Annotated in this window: 17 protein-coding genes and 1 pseudogene; 1 reads left to right on the top strand and 17 read right to left on the bottom strand. The window is 44.3% G+C overall.

The window, feature by feature from the left end:
• Positions 1 to 180: 180 nt before the first annotated feature.
• On the bottom strand, positions 181 to 2,859 hold the full coding sequence (locus BSG1_RS12120) for a calcium-translocating P-type ATPase, SERCA-type (protein ID WP_006837336.1): 2,679 nt from the start codon (positions 2,857 to 2,859) through the stop codon (positions 181 to 183).
• A 989-nt stretch (positions 2,860 to 3,848) separates the two neighbouring features.
• Here BSG1_RS12120 and BSG1_RS12110 point away from each other — a divergent pair.
• The gene (locus BSG1_RS12110) at positions 3,849 to 5,555 is read left to right on the top strand and encodes an Rqc2 family fibronectin-binding protein (protein WP_006837334.1); all 1,707 of its coding nucleotides are present in this window, start codon (positions 3,849 to 3,851) and stop codon (positions 5,553 to 5,555) included.
• Positions 5,556 to 5,932: 377 nt separating this feature from the next.
• Here the strand turns inward: BSG1_RS12110 and pyrE are convergent, their stop codons facing one another.
• From pyrE to BSG1_RS12030, 16 genes and pseudogenes are all read right to left on the bottom strand, one after another.
• On the bottom strand, positions 5,933 to 6,556 hold the full coding sequence (pyrE, locus tag BSG1_RS12105; protein ID WP_044022824.1) for an orotate phosphoribosyltransferase: 624 nt from the start codon (positions 6,554 to 6,556) through the stop codon (positions 5,933 to 5,935).
• Positions 6,553 to 7,263, bottom strand: coding sequence for an orotidine-5'-phosphate decarboxylase (pyrF, locus tag BSG1_RS12100; RefSeq protein WP_044022823.1), 711 nt, complete (start codon positions 7,261 to 7,263; stop codon positions 6,553 to 6,555). The genes pyrE and pyrF overlap by 4 nt, the downstream gene beginning before the upstream one ends.
• The gene (locus BSG1_RS12095; RefSeq protein WP_006837331.1) at positions 7,235 to 8,176 is read right to left on the bottom strand and encodes a dihydroorotate dehydrogenase; all 942 of its coding nucleotides are present in this window, start codon (positions 8,174 to 8,176) and stop codon (positions 7,235 to 7,237) included. Before BSG1_RS12095 ends, pyrF begins: the two co-directional genes overlap by 29 nt.
• Positions 8,173 to 8,952 (bottom strand): dihydroorotate dehydrogenase electron transfer subunit, encoded by a 780-nt coding sequence (locus tag BSG1_RS12090; RefSeq protein WP_006837330.1) that lies wholly within the window; start codon positions 8,950 to 8,952, stop codon positions 8,173 to 8,175. The genes BSG1_RS12095 and BSG1_RS12090 overlap by 4 nt, the downstream gene beginning before the upstream one ends.
• Positions 8,949 to 9,473, bottom strand: a pseudogene (locus BSG1_RS12085) (carbamoyl-phosphate synthase large subunit); the annotation flags it as partial. The pseudogene BSG1_RS12085 and the gene BSG1_RS12090, both read right to left, overlap by 4 nt.
• Before the next feature lie 41 nt (positions 9,474 to 9,514).
• The gene (locus tag BSG1_RS12080) at positions 9,515 to 10,366 is read right to left on the bottom strand and encodes an IS3 family transposase (RefSeq protein WP_006836612.1); all 852 of its coding nucleotides are present in this window, start codon (positions 10,364 to 10,366) and stop codon (positions 9,515 to 9,517) included.
• A 26-nt stretch (positions 10,367 to 10,392) separates the two neighbouring features.
• Positions 10,393 to 10,704, bottom strand: coding sequence for a helix-turn-helix domain-containing protein (locus tag BSG1_RS12075; protein WP_198008218.1), 312 nt, complete (start codon positions 10,702 to 10,704; stop codon positions 10,393 to 10,395).
• 46 nt (positions 10,705 to 10,750) lie between these two features.
• Entirely contained in the window at positions 10,751 to 13,471 is a 2,721-nt protein-coding gene (gene carB, locus BSG1_RS12070) for a carbamoyl-phosphate synthase large subunit (RefSeq protein WP_006837327.1), read from the bottom strand.
• Positions 13,464 to 14,558, bottom strand: a complete 1,095-nt coding sequence (locus BSG1_RS12065) for a carbamoyl phosphate synthase small subunit (protein WP_006837326.1) — start codon at positions 14,556 to 14,558, stop codon at positions 13,464 to 13,466. Before BSG1_RS12065 ends, carB begins: the two co-directional genes overlap by 8 nt.
• Complete coding sequence (locus BSG1_RS12060) at positions 14,555 to 15,835, bottom strand: dihydroorotase (RefSeq protein ID WP_044022822.1); 1,281 nt, start codon at positions 15,833 to 15,835, stop codon at positions 14,555 to 14,557. Before BSG1_RS12060 ends, BSG1_RS12065 begins: the two co-directional genes overlap by 4 nt.
• Position 15,836: 1 nt before the next feature.
• Positions 15,837 to 16,733, bottom strand: coding sequence for an aspartate carbamoyltransferase catalytic subunit (locus BSG1_RS12055; protein ID WP_044022821.1), 897 nt, complete (start codon positions 16,731 to 16,733; stop codon positions 15,837 to 15,839).
• Between the two features lie 183 nt (positions 16,734 to 16,916).
• A complete protein-coding gene (locus tag BSG1_RS12050; protein ID WP_044022820.1) occupies positions 16,917 to 18,233 on the bottom strand; it encodes a solute carrier family 23 protein in 1,317 nt (438 codons plus the stop codon).
• A gap of 156 nt (positions 18,234 to 18,389) precedes the next feature.
• On the bottom strand, positions 18,390 to 18,932 hold the full coding sequence (gene pyrR, locus BSG1_RS12045) for a bifunctional pyr operon transcriptional regulator/uracil phosphoribosyltransferase PyrR (protein ID WP_006837322.1): 543 nt from the start codon (positions 18,930 to 18,932) through the stop codon (positions 18,390 to 18,392).
• A 223-nt stretch (positions 18,933 to 19,155) separates the two neighbouring features.
• The gene (locus BSG1_RS12040) at positions 19,156 to 20,067 is read right to left on the bottom strand and encodes an RluA family pseudouridine synthase (protein WP_006837321.1); all 912 of its coding nucleotides are present in this window, start codon (positions 20,065 to 20,067) and stop codon (positions 19,156 to 19,158) included.
• Entirely contained in the window at positions 20,039 to 20,533 is a 495-nt protein-coding gene (gene lspA, locus BSG1_RS12035) for a signal peptidase II (RefSeq protein ID WP_006837320.1), read from the bottom strand. Before lspA ends, BSG1_RS12040 begins: the two co-directional genes overlap by 29 nt.
• Before the next feature lie 124 nt (positions 20,534 to 20,657).
• Positions 20,658 to 20,918, bottom strand: a complete 261-nt coding sequence (locus tag BSG1_RS12030; RefSeq protein WP_044022819.1) for a hypothetical protein — start codon at positions 20,916 to 20,918, stop codon at positions 20,658 to 20,660.
• Between the last annotated feature and the right edge of the window lie 181 nt (positions 20,919 to 21,099).

Genomic DNA, 21,099 nt, shown 5'->3' with positions numbered 1-21,099 from the left:
CACATCCAATCGTACAGCTTTTATGCATTAAGTTTATCTTTTAGTGATTCTATCAGCCAAATGGATGGCTGAAACATTCTGTTCGGCGCTCTTTCCCAGTAAGAAAAGTATTGAAGGAAACAGCCTAATAAAAAAGGTAATAGAGTAAGCACTCTACTACCTAAAGGATTATATCATATCTTAGCGTTTTTTTCCTGCAAAAAATGATCCAGCCAGTAAAAACGTCGGCAACGCACTCATTCCTGCTATCAGAAGCCAGTCTTTAAGCTCGATTGACACCGTATGGAATATTGGCTGCAGACCTGGCAAATAAATGACCAGTATCATGAGCAGAAGTGAGGATAACACAGCCCATACAAGATACATATTCCCAAACGGGTTGCGGGCAAAAACTGATTTCTCGCTTCGGCAGTCAAATACATGAATCAACTGTGCCATGACCAGCGTAGCAAAAGCCACTGTCTGTGCATAAGCCAAGTGATCCGGATGCTGTTTATATGCGAGAATAAAGGCAGCAAGAGTCGAAAGGCCAATCAAAAACCCGCGTGACACAACCTTCCACCCGAGACCCCTGGCAAATACCCCTTCTTTAGGGTGTCTTGGATTCCGCTTCATGACATCTTCTTCCGGTTTATCAAGCCCAAGGGCCATGGCCGGCAATCCATCCGTCACCAGGTTCACCCATAATATTTGAATGGGTACCAACGGGAGCGGCAGTGCCAGAAGCATGGCAAAAAGCATGACAAGAATCTCACCGACATTGGAAGCAAGGAGGTAACGAATAAACTTCCGTATATTTTCATAGATATTTCTTCCCTCGTTGATTGCCGACTTGATGGTTGCAAAGTTATCATCCAACAGGACCAGTGACGAAGCTTCTTTGGCAACATCCGTACCAGTGATCCCCATCGCCACCCCTATATCCGCAGCTTTGATGGCAGGTGCATCATTGATACCATCTCCTGTCATGGCGACCACATGCCCGCGATTTTGAAAAGCCTTGACTATTTTCAGCTTGTGTTCAGGTGATACCCGGGCAAACACGGAAACTTTTTCAACTACTTCCTCCAGATCCGCCACTTCCATCGTGTTCAAGTCCGCCCCTTCGAGCACTTTATCCTGTCCTCTTAAGATCCCTAGATCCCTGGCAATCGCTTTTGCGGTAACTACATGATCTCCTGTGATCATTACTGTCTTGATGCCGGCCTGCCTGCATTCTTTCACAGCTTGTTTCACTTCAGCCCTCGGCGGATCGATCATTCCCTGAAGGCCGATAAAGGTCAGTCCCTTTTCAGCCTCTTCTTCAGTTTTGGGCAATGAAGGCAAAGTCCAAGGTGCATAAGCGATCGCAATCGTTCTTAACGCGTTGGACGCCAATTCATGGATCGCTCCCTGTACTTTTTCAGTAAATTCCTTGGTTCGATATTGAAGCTTTTCATTCCAGAGAATGGACTCACTGATATTAACAAGAACATCAGGGGCACCCTTTGTTACAATAAATCGTTTCCCTTGTTGATCTTTCACAACGATACTCATCATTTTTCTAGTAGAATCAAACGGAAACTCCTTTTCTATCGTGAACTTCCCGAGCAAGGCTTCCTTCTGCAATCCTGCTTTCAATGCAGCAACGAGCAGAGCACCTTCCGTCGGATCTCCATCAAGGATGTATTCCTCATCCTTTAACTTAATTTTCGCATTGTTGCATAGCATTCCAAATGTCAGCAATTGATTTAATGATTTTTCCGAAGACGGGCTCACCCTTTCTTCCCTGTGGTAAAAGCTGCCCTCGGGATCGTAACCCGTTCCGCTTACCGTCCAGGTACTGCCACCGCTCCACAAGTGTGTGACCGTCATCTTATTCTGTGTCAGTGTACCAGTTTTATCTGAACAGATAACAGAAGCACACCCCAAGGTTTCGACTGCCGGGAGTTTCCTGACAATTGCATTTCTCCTGATCATTCTTTGAACTCCCAAGGAAAGCGCCACTGTCACAATTGCCGGCAGCCCTTCTGGTATAGCTGCCACCGCCAATGAGACACCGGCGAGGAACATTGTATACATATCATGACCCTGAATGACCCCGATTCCCACAACAAGCGCGGTAAGAAACAAAGCGACAGTGATCAATATCTTTCCAAGCTGCTCCAGCCTTCGTTGAAGAGGAGTTGTCATCGTCTCTGCTGTTTGGATCAAATCGGCGATTTTCCCCATTGCCGTTTGCATTCCTATTGCCGTAACAACACCGATACCGTTTCCTCTTGTCACCATCGTGCCCATGAAAGCCATGTTCTCTAAATCACCAAGATTGATATTCTCACCTTGTATCTCCCCGGTTCGTTTAGTTACGGGAACCGACTCTCCTGTCAAAGCTGATTCCTCTATTTCAAGGTTATTGACAGTAATCAATCTTACATCCGCACCTATACGGTCCCCACTGAGAAACTTAATGATATCTCCAGGGACAACATCCTTGGAAGGAACCTTTACCCAATTCCCATCCCTCAGGACATTCACCTGAGGGGCAGAAAGTTCTTTTAATGCATGCAGTGATTTCTCAGCCTTTCTCTCTTGAAAGAAGCCAAGAAATCCATTGATCAAAACAATAGCGATAATGGCAATCGCATCAATATATTCTCCCAGCAGACCTGATATCAAGGTGGCTGCCAATAACACAATCACCATAAAATCTTTGAATTGACTAAAAAATAACAATAAAGCAGACTGCTTCTCTGCTTCCTTTAGTTCATTAAATCCAAACTGCTTTCGTCTCTTCTTTACTTCGTCTTCTGCAAGACCATTGGCAAAGTCAGTATTGACCGTTTTTTCTATATCTTCCTGCCGCATCTCATGGTATCTCATTCAACCAACTCACTCTCCCATTTAATATCCGAAAGTTCACCTCTCACAGCATTATTATTCAGACTCGTCCCAAAAAATGATATGATTATATAAAAAGTGGAAGCGGCCGTTCAGCGACGTACAGATTTTAGGGCTCTTGCATGAGATAAAGGAATCACAACGAACGAAGTGAGTTGATGATGACTTATCGCAAGGAGAGAGACCGAAATCTGCTAGTCGCTGGCCGCTGGAACTAGATTGATAAAAAGTGGAAAGGCCCCGCTCAGCGGCGTACGAACTGGAAGGCTTCCGCATGAGATAAAGGAAACACGAAGAGCGCAGCGATTCGATGATGACTTATCGCAAGGAGGAAGCCGGAAGTTCGTACGCCGGTGGGGCCTTGGAACTGGATTCATAAAAAGTGGAACCGGCCGTTCAGCGACGTATAGATTTAGGGGGCCTTCATATTTTTAACTGGTGTTTCCGCGGGATGATTTACGTTCCAGGTGCGCGACTCCGCGGGGCGGGCGGTGAGCCTCCTCGGCTGCGCCTGCGGGGGTCTCACCTGTCATCAAAAGTGGAAGCGCCCTGATCAGTCCCGACAGGCAAATGTTCCTGAGAGAAAAAAAGGCGATCTTTCCTTTTATTCTCTCAGGGTTATTTGACCCCGAGGGGCTGGGCGCTGGAACTAGACGTACCGCTAATCCCGCAGGAGGTCGCACACCTTCCACTTCAATCATCAAAAAACAACAACTCTTTCATAACTCCAAACGAATTTTGGGTATTTATAGAGCGAGTCTATGAAATCAGCGTGCAAAATCCGTCAAAAGTGCCTTAAGAGAAGGTATAAAAATCTCAGGAACGGTGTTATAAACCAAATTGTTCCAGCGACGCCCAGCGACTATTAGATTTTGGTCTCCATTCTTGTGATAAGTCACAAGTGCATTTCAATACAAAATTAGAGTTCAAATTTTTTTAATAATATCAATCACAGAAGAGGATGTAAGCTAATGTCATTCGATGGATTATTTACAAAAGCCATGACCGAAGAGCTTGGCGATAGATTAAACGGCGGACGGATCAATAAAATTCACCAGCCGTATAAAAATGAAGTCATTTTAATAGTCAGATCACAGGGGAAAAACCACAAACTGCTGCTCTCAGCCCACCCCAGCTATGCACGTGCCCAGCTGACTTCCCAAAGTTACGAAAACCCTTCAGTCCCTCCGATGTTTTGTATGCTCTTAAGAAAACATCTTGAAGGGTATATCATTGAGGATGTTTATCAAAAGGAAGTCGACCGAATCATCATCTTTGAAATTAAAGGGCGGAATGAAATCGGGGACATTTCGTATAAACAGTTGATCATTGAAATCATGGGAAGGCACAGCAACATCATCATTGTGGATAAAAGCAGGAACATGATACTCGACTCCATTAAACATATCCCGCCTTCCATCAACAGCTACAGAACCGTGCTGCCTGGACAGGAATACAAATTCCCTCCACCTCAGGAGAAGAAAAATCCGCTGGAAGCAGATAGGGATGATATTCTGAGAGCCATTGATTTTAACAGCGGAAAGCTGGATAAACAGATCGTCGGAGCTTTCTCGGGGACTTCTCCGCTATTTGCGAAGGAGGCCGTACACAGAGCCGGTCTGGCAAATCGCAACAGCTTGCCGGATGCGCTGCTGGAACTGCTGGAGCCTGTTAAACAGGGCCATTATCAGCCTACCCTGATTCAATCAAATAAGGAAACCTTCTACTTGTTAGACCTGCAGCACCTTGAAGGAGAACATATCCATTATTCCAGTTTAAGCGAATTGCTCGACCGTTATTTCCATCAAAAAGCGGAAAGAGACCGAGTGAAACAGCAGGGGAATGACCTTGAACGATTGATCAAGAACGAGCGGGATAAAAACCAAAGTAAAATCTTGAAACTCGAGAAAACCCTGAAGGACGCTGAAAATGCAGATATCTTTCAATTGTATGGAGAATTGCTGACAGCCAATCTTTATGCAGTTGAAAGAGGCATGAGTGAAATCGAGGTCATCAATTACTATGATGAGGAAGGCGGTACCGTCAAGATTGCACTGGACACAAGGAAGACGCCTTCTGAAAATGCCCAGGCCTATTTTTCTAAATATACAAAAGCCAAGACAGCCATAAAGATTGTGCAGGAGCAAATTGAAAAGGCGAAGGAAGAAATTCAGTATATGGAGCAATTGCTGCAGCAGCTTGAATCTGCTTCACCAAAAGATATCCTGGAGATCCGTGAAGAGCTTGCAGAAGAAGGATACATCAAAGCCAAGAATGAGAAAAAGAAAAAGAAGATTAACGAGAAGCCTCAGCTGGAAACCTATTTATCGAACGATGGGACAACCATTCTAGTCGGCAAAAACAATAAACAGAATGATTATCTCACCAATAAACTGGCCGGCAAAGAGGAAATCTGGCTGCACACGAAAGATATTCCCGGCTCCCATGTTGTCATCAAAAGCAAGAATCCTTCAGAGGAGACAATTAAAGAAGCCGCGGTATTAGCCGCGTATTTCAGTAAGGCACGTGAGTCCAGTTCCGTTCCTGTCGACTTCACCCTTGTAAAAAATGTGAAAAAGCCGAAGGGCGCCAAACCTGGTTTTGTCACTTATGACGGACAGCAGACCGTTTATACGACTCCAAGCCTTAATACTGTTCGAGCTATGAAAAAGGAATAAAATGTAAAATAGCCTCTTTTAGTAAGGGGCTTCTTTTTTTGTTCCTAAAATGATCTGTTGGCTCAATGGAGCATATGTTGGTTTGACGCAATTAATTGAAATTAGAAGCAATAATTCGATAGTAGACGCAATTAATTGCAGGCAGCCGCAAAAAACTAAAGTTAGACGCAATTGTTATCAAAAATGGTGCAATTCTATTTCATAGAGTGAAACACCACTTCCAATCTATGAAATACATGCCCTTCTCACAGGAAAATTTGTCATTCCAGTAAAAAATCTATAATCCTGAGAGCTTTTTTTCAATATGAACACTTCTTTTTTCCGCCAATACAAAACAAAAACGAGCATACTAAAGATGCCCGCTGAAACCTTCTATATTATGCTTCCCATTTCTCTGGGTCTTCTCTCCAGCTTTTCAATGCTGCTACATCTTTTTCATCAATATACTGATTTTCGTGCGCTGTTTCCAGGAGTGCAGTATAGTCGGACAGTGATATAGCTTTGATGTTCGCTTCTTCCAGCCTCTCGATGCCCTTTTGCAGTTCGTATGTAAAGATGGCGGCTACGCCCAATACCTCACAGCCTGCTTCTCTTAACGCATTGACGGCTGCTATGCAGCTCCCCCCAGTGGAGATTAAGTCTTCCACGACGACAACCTTTTGCCCTTTGAGGATTTTCCCTTCAATCTGACTTCCTTTGCCGTGTGCTTTCGGTTTGGAACGGACATAGCACATCGGCAGATTAAGACGGTCGCTGACCCATGCTGCGTGTGGGATGCCGGCTGTCGCTGTACCGGCAATGAGTGCTGCATCTGGAAAATGATTCTTGATATTTTCTGCGATGCCTTCTGCAATCATGTTTCGCACTTCCGGAAAAGATATAGTCAGCCGGTTATCACAATAGATAGGAGATTTTAATCCTGACGACCAAGTAAACGGGTCATTAGGCTTCAAAAATACTGCTTCAATATTCATTAATTGTTGTGCAATTTCTTTTTTCATGCTTGCCCCTCCCATTCCGATTTTACTATTCTGTATGCTGCTTCAGGATTCTCTGCTGCTGTGATGCTTCTCCCGACCACTATGGCAGAAGATCCCAGCACACGGGCTTCAGAAGGTGAAGCTATTCTGGTTTGGTCATTTGCGGCGTCACCTTTCAACCGTATGCCTGGTGTCACCCTCAAGAAGTCCTCACCGCAGGCATCCCTGATTGCGGAAGCTTCATGAGGAGAACAAACCACTCCGTCAAGGCCCGCTTCCCTGGTGATTTTCGCATAGTGGAGAACCGATTCCATCAAAGGAACCTTAATGAGCTGTTCGCGTTTCATTTGGTCTTCAGAAGTGGAGGTCAGCTGCGTAACAGATATCAGCCTGGGCCTTACTTTTCCTGCCGGCGTCCCCTGAACTAATCCCTCCATCGCTCGCTCCATCATCTTTATTCCGCCAGCTGCATGGACATTGATCAGATCGACTTCCAGTTGTGCCAATCCCTTCATTGCTTGGCCAACCGTATTCGGGATATCATGGAGCTTTAAATCCAGGAATATCCGGTGATTCATCAATTTCAATTCTTCCAGGATTTGCGGGCCATTTTGCAGATAAAGCTCCATTCCCACTTTAACGAAAAGTGGTTTATCAAAGCTTTCTAAAAAAGTTCTGCTGATGTCCCATGTTGAAAAATCAAGCGCGACTATAGGCATTCGCTCCATGGCTTCTCCAGCTCCTTCCTGTCAGTTCGGATATATGATCAACGTTCATTTCATCCAGTCTTTCCTTAAGTCCGCTGATGAGGTCCGGGCAGATGAACGGATCTACAAAGTTAGCCGTGCCGACTGCCACCGCACTTGCTCCAGCATAAAAATATTCAATGATGTCATCCACTGTCTGAATACCGCCCATTCCGATGATCGGGATATTGACCCTCTGGCTGACTTCATAGATCATGCGGATGCTGACCGGTTTGATGGCAGGACCGGATAATCCGCCGGTAACATTTGCAATGACAGGTTTCCCTGTCTTTGTATCGATTCTCATGCCGATCAATGTATTGATCATCGTGAGGCCGTCTGCTCCCCCGTCTTCCACCGCTTTTGCCATCTCCACAATGTTCGCAACATTAGGGGAAAGTTTTACATACACAGGGACTGAAGAGACTGCCTTTACTTTCTTCGTCAGTTCCTTTGCGATTTCAGGAACGGTTCCAAAAGCAATTCCACCTGTTTTGACATTGGGACAGGAGATATTGAGTTCGAGCGCGCTCACATTGGGGGCAGTCGAGATTGTCTCAGCTACCTGCACATAATCTTCCGTCTGCGAACCGGCTACATTTGCAATAATGGGAACATCATATTTTTCGAGCCAAGGCAGTTCCTCTGTCATCACCTTATGTAGACCTGGATTCTGAAGACCGATGGCATTCAGCATTCCTGCAGACGTTTCAGCAACACGAGGTGTAGGATTTCCAAACCTTGTGTCAAGGGTGGTCGCCTTGATCATGATAGCTCCGAGCATACTCAAGTCATACAAGTCCGCAAACTCTTTTCCGAATCCAAAGCAGCCAGAGGCCGGCATAACTGGATTCTTCAAGTTTAAACCCGGCAATTCTATCTTCAATTTATTCATAACTTCACCACCCCTACTGGAAATACTGGACCGTCACTACATATCTTCACATAATTTTTCTCTCCATCATTCACTGCCTTTTCACAAACGCAGGCAAAGCAGGCGCCAATACCGCAGCCCATCCGTTCTTCCAAGGAGATATATCCTTTGCTTTCTCCATAAGAAGTGCTGAGTGCTGCAAGCATGGCTTTCGGGCCGCAGGAATAGAAGAGGTCGAATTCTAACCCTTTTTCCTTAATGACATCTGTTACAAATCCTTTTGTTCCAAGAGAACCATCTACTGTAGCAATATAAGTCGGACCCAGTTTTGAAAATTCCTTTTCATAAAAAGCAGCTGATTGATTTTGAAAACCAAGGACGTGAATGACATTGATTCCTTTGCTGACCAGCTGTTTTGACAGCTCATAGAGGGGCGGGACTCCGATACCACCTCCTACTAACAGGGCTGTCTTTCCCTCATCTTCCCAATGGATCGGAAATCCGTTGCCGAGAGGCCCCAGAACATCTGCATAAGCTCCCTGTTTTTCCCCTGATAAAAGTTTTGTCCCTTTGCCTTCCGCACGATAGATGACTGTTAGGCTGTTATTCTCCTTATCTATCTCGGCAATGCTTATAGGGCGGCGCAGGAGCGGCTCCACCCCTGTGCCTGTTTTGAAGTGAAGGAATTGTCCTGGTTCATTTAGTTCGGAGACAAGATCTCCAGATAAAACCATCTTGAATATATTTTCAGCAATTTCTTCATTTGAAATGATCTGCATGAGATCTTTTTTGATCATAGAAGTACCGCCTCTTGATTTTTTTCCGCCCCTTCCATCGCTTCTGCTGAGAAGGTCATAGATTCAAAGACTTTAAGGATTGCTTCAGCCGTATCCAGCGAAGTCAAGCACGGGATTCCATTTTCTACTGATTCCCGGCGGATCCTGAATCCGTCTCTCTGCGGCTGTTTGCCCTTTGTCAGTGTATTGATGACCAGCTGCGTTTCCCCGCTTTGAATGACATCAAGAAGTGTCGGACCCTCAGAACCAATTTTATCAACTTCCTTTACAGGAATATCTGCTGTTCTTAGCACGTCTGCTGTCCCTTTAGTGGCAAGGATTTGATAGCCTATGTTTACAAACCTCTTGGCCAGGCCGATCGCTTCGTCCTTATCTTTATCTGCAACGGTCAGCAGGACGGAACCATACTCTTTCATCTGCATTCCAGCAGCCACGATCCCTTTATAAAGAGCTTTTTCAAGCGTTAAATCTTTCCCCATCACTTCCCCGGTGGATTTCATTTCCGGTCCGAGAGTGATGTTGAATCAACCCCCAATAAGTGGACATTTAAAAATACGACACATCAAGCCGTTTTTAGATAGTCTTTAAGGAACTGTTTTGGAGAAACGAATCCAATTTTACTGTGGATTCGTTTCTCGTTGTATCGCTTAATATACTTTAATAAATTTATTTGAAGTATATTTGAATCTTTATTTACAGGATAGAAACAAGGGAATTCAGTCTTCAGCTGAGAGAAAAAGCTTTCTATAACGGCATTATCCCAACAGTTACCCTTCCGGGACATACTAGGGGTGAATTTAAACTCTTTCTTCAAGCTTCGGTACATAAGAGAACGGTATACACTTCCTTGATCACTGTGAATAAGAACGCCTTCAAGGTTCTTTAGCTTTCTTTTCTTTTTGGCAGCTTTGATAGTATCTTCAATCAATTGTTTGTTTGGACTTAACCCTATTTTAAAGGCGATAATTTCTCGGTTAAACAAATCCATAAGGGCTGAAATATATAGCTTTTCACCTCTGTGGATGACTTCAGTCATATCAGTTACCCACTTTTGGTTTGGATGTTGAGCCTCAAAGTCTCTTTCAAGAAGGTTCGGATATACCGTACCAGTTGACTTCCCCTTCGATTCTTCATTTGTCTTTGGCAGTCTCACCACTGCCTTTAAATTGGCTTCCTTCATTAGCCTAGCTACTCTTTTATGGTTAACAATTTGCCCCTTGGCCTTCAAAACTTTTGAAATTCGTTTAGATCCATAAGTCCCTTTCTCGGCTCGATATACTTTCTTAATTGCTTTTAATGTCTCTTTTTCTTCTGAGGATGCAGAACGCTTTGGTCGCTTAAGGTAGGCATAATAACCACTAGGTGACACCTTAAGTACGCGGCATAAAAGTATAACTGGGTATTCCTTTCTCAATGCAGAAATAGCTTCAAATTTCTTGCTTATTCGTTCTCTTTGAGAAAGGCCTGGAACTTTTTTAGGATTTCATTCTCTTGTTCCTTTTCCTTAAGTTTCTTCTCCAATTCGCGAATTCTTTTTAAATCCTTGGAAGACGCTGAGTTAGTAATAGAACGGGAGTTCATCAAACCCTCTTTCCCATTTTCTTTGAACTTGTTCACCCATCTATTTACTGTGTCTCTGTGCAATCCCATCTCCTCTGCCACTACAGCTACAGGTTGATGATTCTCCAAGACATTTTTTACAGCTTCTAGTTTAACTTCGACACTTGTATGTGAACTTGGTTTTTTAGGCATTATTATTTCCCCCATAAATGCATATTTGTCGTATCTTCATGATAACTTATATGTCCATTATAAGGGGGGAGACTATGTCCACTCTGCGAAGTTTCGCGAAGGAGAACACAGGAACTTTGACATAGACCCCTTGTTTCTCTGGTACCAATCCGGACTGATAGCCCATTTCTTCCAAAGTGCGGCCCAGAATCACTTTTGTCGCCAGGTTTGCCATAGGTACACCTGTGATCTTGCTTAGGAATGGTACGGTACGGCTGGAACGCGGATTGACTTCAAGGACATACACCTCGTTTTTGCTGATGACATACTGTATATTCAGCAATCCTATGATATTCAATCCCCTGGCAAGCTTCGTTGTATACTCTATGATTCTCTCTTTCTGATCCCGTGTCAGCTGCTGTGGCGGGTATACTGCAATAGAGTCCCCCGAATGAACACCCGCTCTCTCGATATGTTCCATGATGCCTGGAATGACAACACCTTTTCCATCCGATATCGCGTCAACTTCAATTTCTTTTCCGATTAAGTAGCGGTCAATCAACACGGGATGTTCAGGGTTCACCTTAACGGCATTCTTCATGTACTGAAGCAGTTCGCTTTGTTCGTACACGATTTCCATCGCACGGCCTCCAAGGACATATGACGGGCGGACCAACACCGGATATCCGATGGAATCAGCAATCTCCACAGCACCTTCAACTGTAACGGCTGTTTTGCCTTCCGGCTGAGGAATACCGAGACTTTGAAGTGTGTATTCAAATTTATCCCTGTTCTCCGCACGATCCAAGTCCTCCAAAGATGTGCCCAGGATTCTGACGCCCCTCTCCACTAATTGAGCTGCCAGGTTAATCGCCGTCTGGCCGCCGAATTGAACGACCACACCTTCAGGCTTTTCCAGATCGATAATGTGCATGACATCTTCAATTGTCAACGGTTCGAAATAGAGCTTGTCGGAAATACTGAAGTCCGTTGAAACCGTTTCTGGATTATTATTAACGATGATTGCTTCATAACCCGCTTCTTTAATCGCCCATACGGAGTGCACTGTGGCGTAGTCAAACTCTACGCCCTGGCCGATTCGTATCGGGCCTGATCCAAGTACGACCACACTCTTTTTTGAAGTAACGATTGATTCATTTTCTCTTTCGTATGTTCCGTAGAAGTATGGAGTTTCAGATTCAAACTCGGCGGCACATGTATCGACCATTTTGTAAACCGGGATCAGTTCCTGTTCTTTTCTCCAGTCGTAGACCTGCTTTTCTGCTGCATTCCATAACTTGGCCAGTGTAATATCGGCAAAGCCCATTCTCTTTGCTTTATATGCAAGCTCTTTGTTAAAAGGCGCATCAGCAAGTTCAGCTTCAAAGTCTACAATTTTCTTCAACTTATGAAGGAAGAATAAATCAATTTTGCTCCAATCATGGATGGTATTAATTGTTACACCACGGCGCAGGGCTTCCCCGATATAGAAGAGCCTTTCATCCCCAGCTTTTCTGATACGTTTTTCTATAAGAGCATCATCAAAACCAGCTGCATCTTCCAGTTCCAGGTGATACACGTTGCTCTCCAGTGAACGGACCGCTTTCAGGATTGATTCTTCAAAAGTACGGCCGATCGCCATGACTTCACCTGTTGCCTTCATCTGTGTTCCAAGATTTCTTTTTGCTGATTCAAATTTATCAAACGGCCAGCGCGGGATCTTGGAAACAATATAGTCAAGTGCAGGCTCGAAACTCGCATACGTTTTTCCTGTTACAGGGTTCATCATTTCATCAAGATTCAAACCTACTGCAATCTTCGCCGCAAGCTTGGCGATCGGATAGCCGGTTGCTTTTGAAGCAAGCGCTGAAGAGCGGCTTACACGCGGATTCACTTCAATGATGTAATACTGGAAGCTGTCGGGATCAAGGGCCAGCTGTACGTTACAGCCACCTTCAATTCCCAAAGCACGGATAATTTTCAGCGAGCAGTTCCTTAACATCTGATATTCCCTGTCACTCAATGTTTGGCTTGGCGCCACAACAATTGAATCACCGGTATGGATTCCGACTGGATCAAAGTTTTCCATATTACACACAACAATAGCGCTGTCATTGCTGTCACGCATGACTTCATATTCAATTTCTTTGAAGCCGGCAATGCTTTTCTCAAGCAGGCATTGTGTCACAGGGCTGTATTTGAGCCCGCTGCTGACGATTTCAATCAACTCTTCACGGTTGTGGCAAATTCCCCCGCCTGTTCCTCCAAGCGTATAGGCAGGACGGACAATCACTGGATACCCTACTTCTTCAACAAATTGGAAAGCTTCATCTACTGAGCGTATGATTTCACTTTTCGGTACCGGTTCGTTCAGTTCATTCATCAGTTTGCGGAAAAGGTCACGGTCTTCAGCCTGTTCGATTGCTGATAACTTTGTCCCAAGGATTTCAACATTGCATTCATCAAGGACACCTGCATTCGCCAGCTCTACTGCCATGTTTAAACCAGTCTGGCCTCCAAGGGTAGGAAGAAGGGCATCAGGCCGTTCTTTCCGGATAATTCTGCTCACAAATTCCAAAGTTATTGGCTCAATGTATACCTTATCGGCGATTTCACTGTCTGTCATGATTGTCGCTGGATTAGAGTTAACAAGGATGACTTTGTAGCCCTCCTCTTTCAGGGCGATACAAGCTTGCGTTCCTGCATAGTCAAATTCAGCTGCCTGCCCGATGACGATCGGGCCGCTTCCTATTACGAGGATGGTTTTGATATCTGTACGTTTAGGCATGTGAAATCTCCTTTCTCTTTTCCGCTTCCATCATTGTCATGAATTGATCGAATAGTCCGTTGGCATCTTCCGGTCCCGGTGAAGCTTCAGGGTGATACTGAACGGTGAATGCCGGCAGATCAAGATGTTTCAATCCTTCTATTGTTCCATCATTCAATCCGATATGAGTTACTTCCAGTCGTGTTTCTATTAATGAATCTTCATCTACAGAATATCCGTGGTTCTGTGAGGTGATAGCCACTTTTCCTGTTGCAAGGTCTTTTACCGGGTGGTTGGAACCCCGGTGCCCAAACTTCATCTTGAATGTGTCTCCTCCACTAGCAAGTGCAAACAACTGGTGTCCAAGGCAGATCCCGAACAAAGGAATCTTTCCAAGAGTTTCATTAATCATCTCTATTGCTTCAGGAACATCTTTTGGATCTCCAGGTCCGTTCGAAAGCATGATTCCGTCGGGGTTCAGTGCCTGGATTTCTTCTGCCGTTGTGTTATATGGAACCACAATGACGTCACAATCCCTTTTATTGAGTTCTCTTAGAATTCCATGTTTCATCCCGAAATCGACCAATACCACCCGGAAACCTCTGCCTGGGCTTGGATAGGCTGTCTTGGTTGAAACCTGCTTCACCTGATTTGTTGGAAGTTCAGTAGCTCTTATTTTATGTAGAACCTCTTCTTTGTCCACTTCAATTGAACAGATCATACCTTTCATCGTGCCGTGTTCTCTGATCTTTCTCGTCAGCATTCTTGTATCAATTTCGGCTAATCCCGGGATTCCTTTCGCTTTAAGAAGGTCGTTCAATGTACTTTCACTTCTCCAGTTGGAAGGAAAGTCAGCTTCTTCCCTTACGATAAAGCCTTTGATTGCTGGTGAAATAGATTCAAAGTCATCACGGTTGATTCCATAATTTCCGATTAGCGGGTATGTCAGCGTTATTATCTGGCCGCAATAAGACGGATCTGACAAGATTTCCTGATATCCTGTCATGCCTGTGTTAAAAACTACCTCGCCCACGGAGCTTGTTTCTGCTCCAAACCCTTCGCCTGTAAAAACCGTACCATCATCAAGAATTAACTGCCTTTTCATCATTGTTCGCCTTCCTTCCAAGTTAGAGTTCCTTCTGCGAATGTCGCTTTTGGCCACCCTTTGCATACCCAGCCGCCAAATGGTGTGTTTCTTCCTTTTGACAAGAATGTTTCCGGATTGATTTCTCTTGTTTCTGTTAAGTCAACCAATGTGATATCTGCTAAACTTCCAATCTCTAAAGTGCCATACGGTAGTTTGAAGGTTTGAGATGGTTTTTTGGTCATCCAATCGACCAGCTGGTTCAGAGTGAAAATTTCTTTTTCCACAAAGTTTGTATAAAGCAGCGGAAAAGCTGTTTCAAGCCCTACAATTCCAAATGGAGCAAGCGCGATGCCTTCTGATTTTTCTTCTGCAGTATGAGGGGCATGATCGGTTGCAATGAAATCGATTGTGCCATCCAGCAGGCCTTCAATCAGTGCATCCCGGTCTTCTCTGCTTCTTAGAGGAGGATTCATCTTATAGTTTGCATCGTCTCCAGGTATGTCGTCCTCTGTCAGGAGCAAATGGTGCGGTGTCACTTCTGCTGTCACTTTTATTCCTGCCTTTTTTGCATCCCTTACAACTCTGACAGATTCTTTTGTGCTGATGTGGCAGACATGATAGTGACAGTCTGCTGCTTCAGCAAGCAAGACATCTCTCGCAATTTGTACAGACTCACAGATGGAAGGAATTCCTTTAAATCCATTCTCTTTTGAAAATTTCCCTTCATGAACAGCTCCGCCATAAATCAGACTGTTATCTTCACAGTGTGCAACAATCACCATGTTGACCGCCGCTGCCGCTTTCATGGCCTCATACATTTTACCGGCCTCTTGCACTCCTACTCCATCATCGGTAAAAGCGAAGGCACCTGATTCCTTTAGGGCAGGAAAGTCAGTAAGGTTTTTTCCCAATTGCCTTTCTGTTATAGAAGCATATGGAAGCACTCTGACCTTGCCTGTTTCAGTGATTCTTTCATTCAGCCATTGCAGTGTTTCCACATCATCTGGTACCGGCCTTGTGTTCGGCATTGCTGCTATTGTCGTAAAGCCGCCTCTTGCAGCAGCTTTTGTTCCTGTTTCAATGGTCTCCTTCTTTTCTCCGCCAGGTTCACGAAGGTGCACATGAAGGTCAACAAATCCCGGCAGGAGTAGAAGCCCTTCTGCATCGAAAATTTCCGCATTTTCCTCTGATAGATTTTCACCGATTTCGGCAATATATTTTTCGACTATCTTTACATCTTTTATTGAGATTGTTCCGCTTTCTTCTAGCCATTTTGCGTTTTTTATGATAGTTGTCATATTATTTTCCTCCTCGGTAATCAAGTGCTCTCTTTAAGACTGCCATTCTGACAAACACTCCATTTTCCATCTGCCTGAAGATCCTGGATTTTTTGCTTTCGACGAGAACATCGGCTATTTCAACGCCTCGATTCACTGGGGCAGGATGCATGATGATGCCGTGTTCTTTCATCTGCGCAGCTCTTTCTGCCGTCAAACCAAATTGCTGATGGTACTCTTCCTTCGTCAGTGTTGAAGTACTTTCATGCCTTTCATGCTGGACTCGCAGCAGCATTACCGCATCCCCGGTTTTCACTGCTTCATCCACAGGTAGGTACTGGCCGCTTTCCACCAAGTCCTGAGGGAACCATTCGGTCGGACCTGAGAAATAAACTTCAGCCCCCAGTTTTTTTAAAGCTTCTGCATTTGAGCGTGCTACTCTGCTGTGCGTAATGTCTCCGATGATGCTCACCTTCAATCCCTGAAATGAACCAAACTCCTCTTTGATGGTCAAAAGATCCAGCAAGCATTGTGTCGGATGGTTACCGCAACCGTCTCCGCCATTCAAGATCGGGATGGACACGTGATCTATCAAATCATCAAAGTAGCGATCTTTTTCATGCCGGATAACAACTGCATCAATTCCGATTGCTTCAAGGGTTTTTACTGTGTCATACAGTGTTTCCCCCTTGGATACACTTGAGGTCCCAATCTCGAATGGGATGACCTGCAATCCAAGCTTCCTCTCCGCCATTTCAAAGCTGCACTTCGTTCGTGTACTGTTTTCAAAGAATAAATTTGCTATGTATCGAGAAGTCACCGGAGTCCATTGTTCCCCATTTTTAAATCCTTCTGCCGTTGACAAAATCTCTTCTATTTCAGCCGGCTGAAGATCTGCCATTGTTAACAAGTGCTTCATGAATTGACCTCCTGTATATGCAGAGTATAGGTAATAAAAAACACCCTGACCTTCTTTTGTCAGGGTGTTTTGAGTCCACAAAGGTACACCTGTCCCTAAAAATGGTACAAGTATCCCCGCGTTTCCTCCAAACACCCTTCTAAGCCTCTCTGGACCTCTCTTAAAAGGTGTCTAGTATTCTATTTAATTTTCTTCATTTAATCCTTCAAACATTTCATTTTCATCAACAGGATCCTGCCCAGGCAATACCAAGTTCAAGACTACACCGACGATGGCTGCCAGAGCCATTCCGGAAAGGGACAGATTCTCAGTGATTTCTACAAAGGCACCACCGACTCCGATCACCAGGATGACTGAAGAGATAATCAAATTTCGTTTTTTTCCTAAATCAATTTTGTTGTCAATCAGCATACGAAGTCCGCTTGATGCGATGATACCGAACAGCAGGATGGATACCCCGCCCATTACAGCCGTTGGAATCGATTCGATCAACGCCGTAATTTTGCCTATGAATCCGAATGCGATGGCAATGACTGCCGCCCCACCGATGACAAACACGCTGAATACTCTCGTGATGGCCAGGACTCCAATGTTCTCTCCATAAGTGGTATTAGGAGGTCCTCCAAGGAAAGATGCGATAATCGTTGCCACACCGTCACCTAGAATTGAGCGGTGAAGGCCAGGCTGTTTCAAAAAGTTTTTTCCAGCTACCTTACTTAAAACCATTTGGTCCCCGGTATGTTCTGCGAGTGTTACAATGGCTACCGGCACCATAATCATTGCTACTTCCCAAGAGAATGAAGGTGTATAGTTTACAAAAGGTATGATAAAGTCAGGCATTTGGAGCCAAGGAGCTGCTTTCACTCCCGATAAATCTACAATTCCGGCAAAGAATGCGATCATATATCCTCCGACAATACCTGCAAGAATAGGAATGAGTCCAAGAAATCCGCGGAAGAACATCGATCCGATGACCGTGATGGACAGAGTAGCCAGTGCCACCATAAAATGCGTGTTGCTGTAAACCAATTCTGCTGCACCAGGATTTTCGTACATAGCCATGTTAACGGCAGTTCCTGCTAATCCCAATCCGATCACCATGATAACCGGCCCTACGACGATAGGAGGTAATATCCTCATCAGCCATTTTAGGCCCAGCTTTGCTATCAACAGTGCCACAATTCCATAGACCAAACCTGCTAAGAAACTTCCCATCATGGCTGCCTCAGGTCCTCCGACCGTTTTAGCTGATATGATCGGAGCTATGAAAGCGAATGACGATCCCAGATATGCTGGAATTCTTCCCCTTGTAATCAATAGGTACGCCAGAGTTCCCAGACCGCTTGATACTAACGCAACTGCCGGACTCAGGTCTACCAGGTACGGTACCAGTACCGTCGCCCCAAACATTGCGAATAAGTGCTGTAAACTGAGCGTAAGCCATTGTCCTGCCTTCGGTACGTCTCTTACATCTAATACTGCTTCGTTGTTATTTGCCATGTTGTTTCCTCCTCTATTCATTTCTGCCGACTCCTATAAAAAAAACCTCTCTGCAAGAGGGCGCAAAGAGGGTTCTGCAATAAGGTTCACATGCTGTGAAACTCTATTGAGATTCCTTTGCCAGCCTCTCTGGACTGTCTTTAAAAGGAAAGCTGTTTAATTGTCATGTATCGTAACTTGATCTTCGTCATCAACTTCAGTCAGTTCGACAACAATTTTCTCTGAACTGGAAGTTGGTATGTTCTTACCTACAAAGTCGGCCCGGATCGGAAGTTCTCTGTGTCCGCGATCAACAAGGACAGCCAATTGAATATTGCTCGGCCTTCCTACATCCATCAAGGCATCCAGTGCTGCTCTTACCGTTCTTCCTGTGAAAAGCACGTCATCGATCAATATCACTTTTTTATCGGTAACATCCACTGGAAGGTCAGAACCTTTCACTTCCGGTTCTTCATTCGCGGTTTTGACTGTTAAATCATCCCTGTAGAGAGTAATATCAATTTCTCCTACCGGCATTTTGGCACCTTCTATTTCCTCGATGCGGTTTGCGAGTCTCTTCGCTAAATGAATTCCTCTGGTCTTGATCCCTACCAGGACACAGTCCTGTATCCCCTTATTCCGCTCAATGATTTCATGAGCGATTCTGGTAAGTGCCCTTCTGATTGCCGGCTGATCCAGAACAACTGTCTTTTGAGCCAATGTCATCACCTCGTCCTTAATATTGCCCGGAAACGTTTTAATAACACTTTTCAATAAAAAATCCCTCTCACCGCTATAGTGAGAGGGCATACTTATCGTTAGAAATTATTACACTGCACTCCTGTAGTGTAATTTCATGAAAAGTTCCTTCTCAGCCTCACGGGACTGTATTAAAGGTTTCCTTATTCGGTTATATCAATCATAAGGGCTTAGAGCATCGTTGTCAACGATTATTTTGCAATTTTTGCAGAGTGTGTCGAAATACTTCAGGCGGTTCCGCTTCAAACTCCAGGTATTCTCCAGTACGGGGATGGATGAAGCCAAGGACGGCTGCATGCAATGCCTGTCCGCCCAAGTCCAGTGTTTTCCTCGGACCATACTTAGGGTCTCCTGCCAGCGGATAGCCTATATATTTCATATGAACACGGATCTGGTGTGTCCTGCCGGTCTCCAATTTACACTCTACGTAAGTAAAATCTGTAAACCTTTCGAGAACATTGAAATGTGTGACCGCATCTCTTCCTGAATCCACAACCGCCATATTTTGACGGTCCTTTGGATCCCTGCCCAGAGGTGCATCAATTGTTCCATGGTCATGAGGAATGATACCATGAACAATCGCCTTGTATTTTCTTGTTACCGTCTTGTTCACGAGTTGTTCCACGAGCTTTTCATGGGCCAAATCATTTTTGGCAACCATTAGAAGCCCTGATGTATCCTTATCTATCCGATGGACGATGCCGGGCCTTAAGACACCATTAATACCTGAAAGGTCCTTGCAATGTGCCATCAGACCATTCACCAATGTTCCCGACGGATGGCCGGGAGCGGGATGGACAACCATTCCTCTTGGCTTGTTAACAACAATGACATCGGCATCTTCAAAGTAAATATCAAGATCCATGTTCTCAGGGACCACATCCAGTTCCTCCGGTTCAGGAATGGAAATGATGATCTTGTCCTCGATGGCACATTTATAGTTTGTCTTCACTTGAGAGCCATTCACTTTTACATTTCCATCTTTGATCCATTGCTGAACCTGTGACCTGGACCACTTCTCTTCCAGCTGTGTCAGTACTTTGTCCAGTCTTACACTTTTCTCTTCTTCACGAACGATATGTTCCATTGTTTCCATATAATTTCTCCTTCTTTTCTCTTCGCTCTTCCAGCAGCATATTGATGATCAATAAACCAACACCGAATGTCAGAGCAGCATCAGCAATATTGAAAATTGGGAAATCGTATTGAAAGATATATGTATTCAGAAAGTCCACGACCTCTTTTCTAAATAGCCTGTCAATAAAATTTCCAATGGCACCGCCAAGCAGCAATGCAAGACTTATGCTGAACAGTTTATCTCCTTTTGCCTGCTTTTCAAGATAATAAACAATACCTATAATGACTGCGATTGTGATTATATAGAAGAACCACATCTGGCCTTGCAGAATGCCCCAGGCAGCTCCCTGGTTCCTATGGGAAGTGATATAGAATAAATCTTCTATCACGGTGATGCTCTGTCCTTCTGTCATATTCCGCACAATCAGCCACTTTGTCAGCTGATCCAATGCTACTACAATCAAAGCAATCAGATAATAAAACATACGGGTAGCCTCCGTCTCCAATCAAAATGATTACTTAAGCATTTTAGCATAATCACGGCGAGAAAGACACACTTATCCATACGCAGCACCATTTGTTCGTTGATCCCCTGCACAGCCTAAAAAACTAATAAAGCGACTTTTTCGTGAACTGTGTCCAGTCACGCACATTATTTTTTCCGCTGTCGATCCAAAAATAAGAAATAAGTTCTTCATATCCTTTTAAATCTGTAAATGAGCCTCCATTAAACTTTTCCAGCAGATTTTGGATCTCCTTCTTCTCTTCCTGAATGTAATGTTGAACCAAAACATTTTCCGAATGGGCATTTTCAAGCTCTTTTAAAGAAACTTCCAATTCCTTGATCGTTTGTTGTAGTTGTTCTTCCATATACATCCCTCCGTGTTGTTAGTATGATACAAATGGTGAAAAATGTTGATATGTAAGAATTAGTAATCGTGGAGATTGTAGTGTTTCTCTACTGGCAACTGACTCCTTATTTTAGTGAGAGATTCAAAATTGAAATTAAACTCTTTATAATCATCGTTTATTTCTGCCCATTGATACGTTT

This window comes from Bacillus sp. SG-1, assembly GCF_000181495.1.
GTDB lineage: Bacteria > Bacillota > Bacilli > Bacillales > Bacillaceae_B > Rossellomorea.
This window is presented reverse-complemented; position numbering and strand designations above follow the sequence as displayed.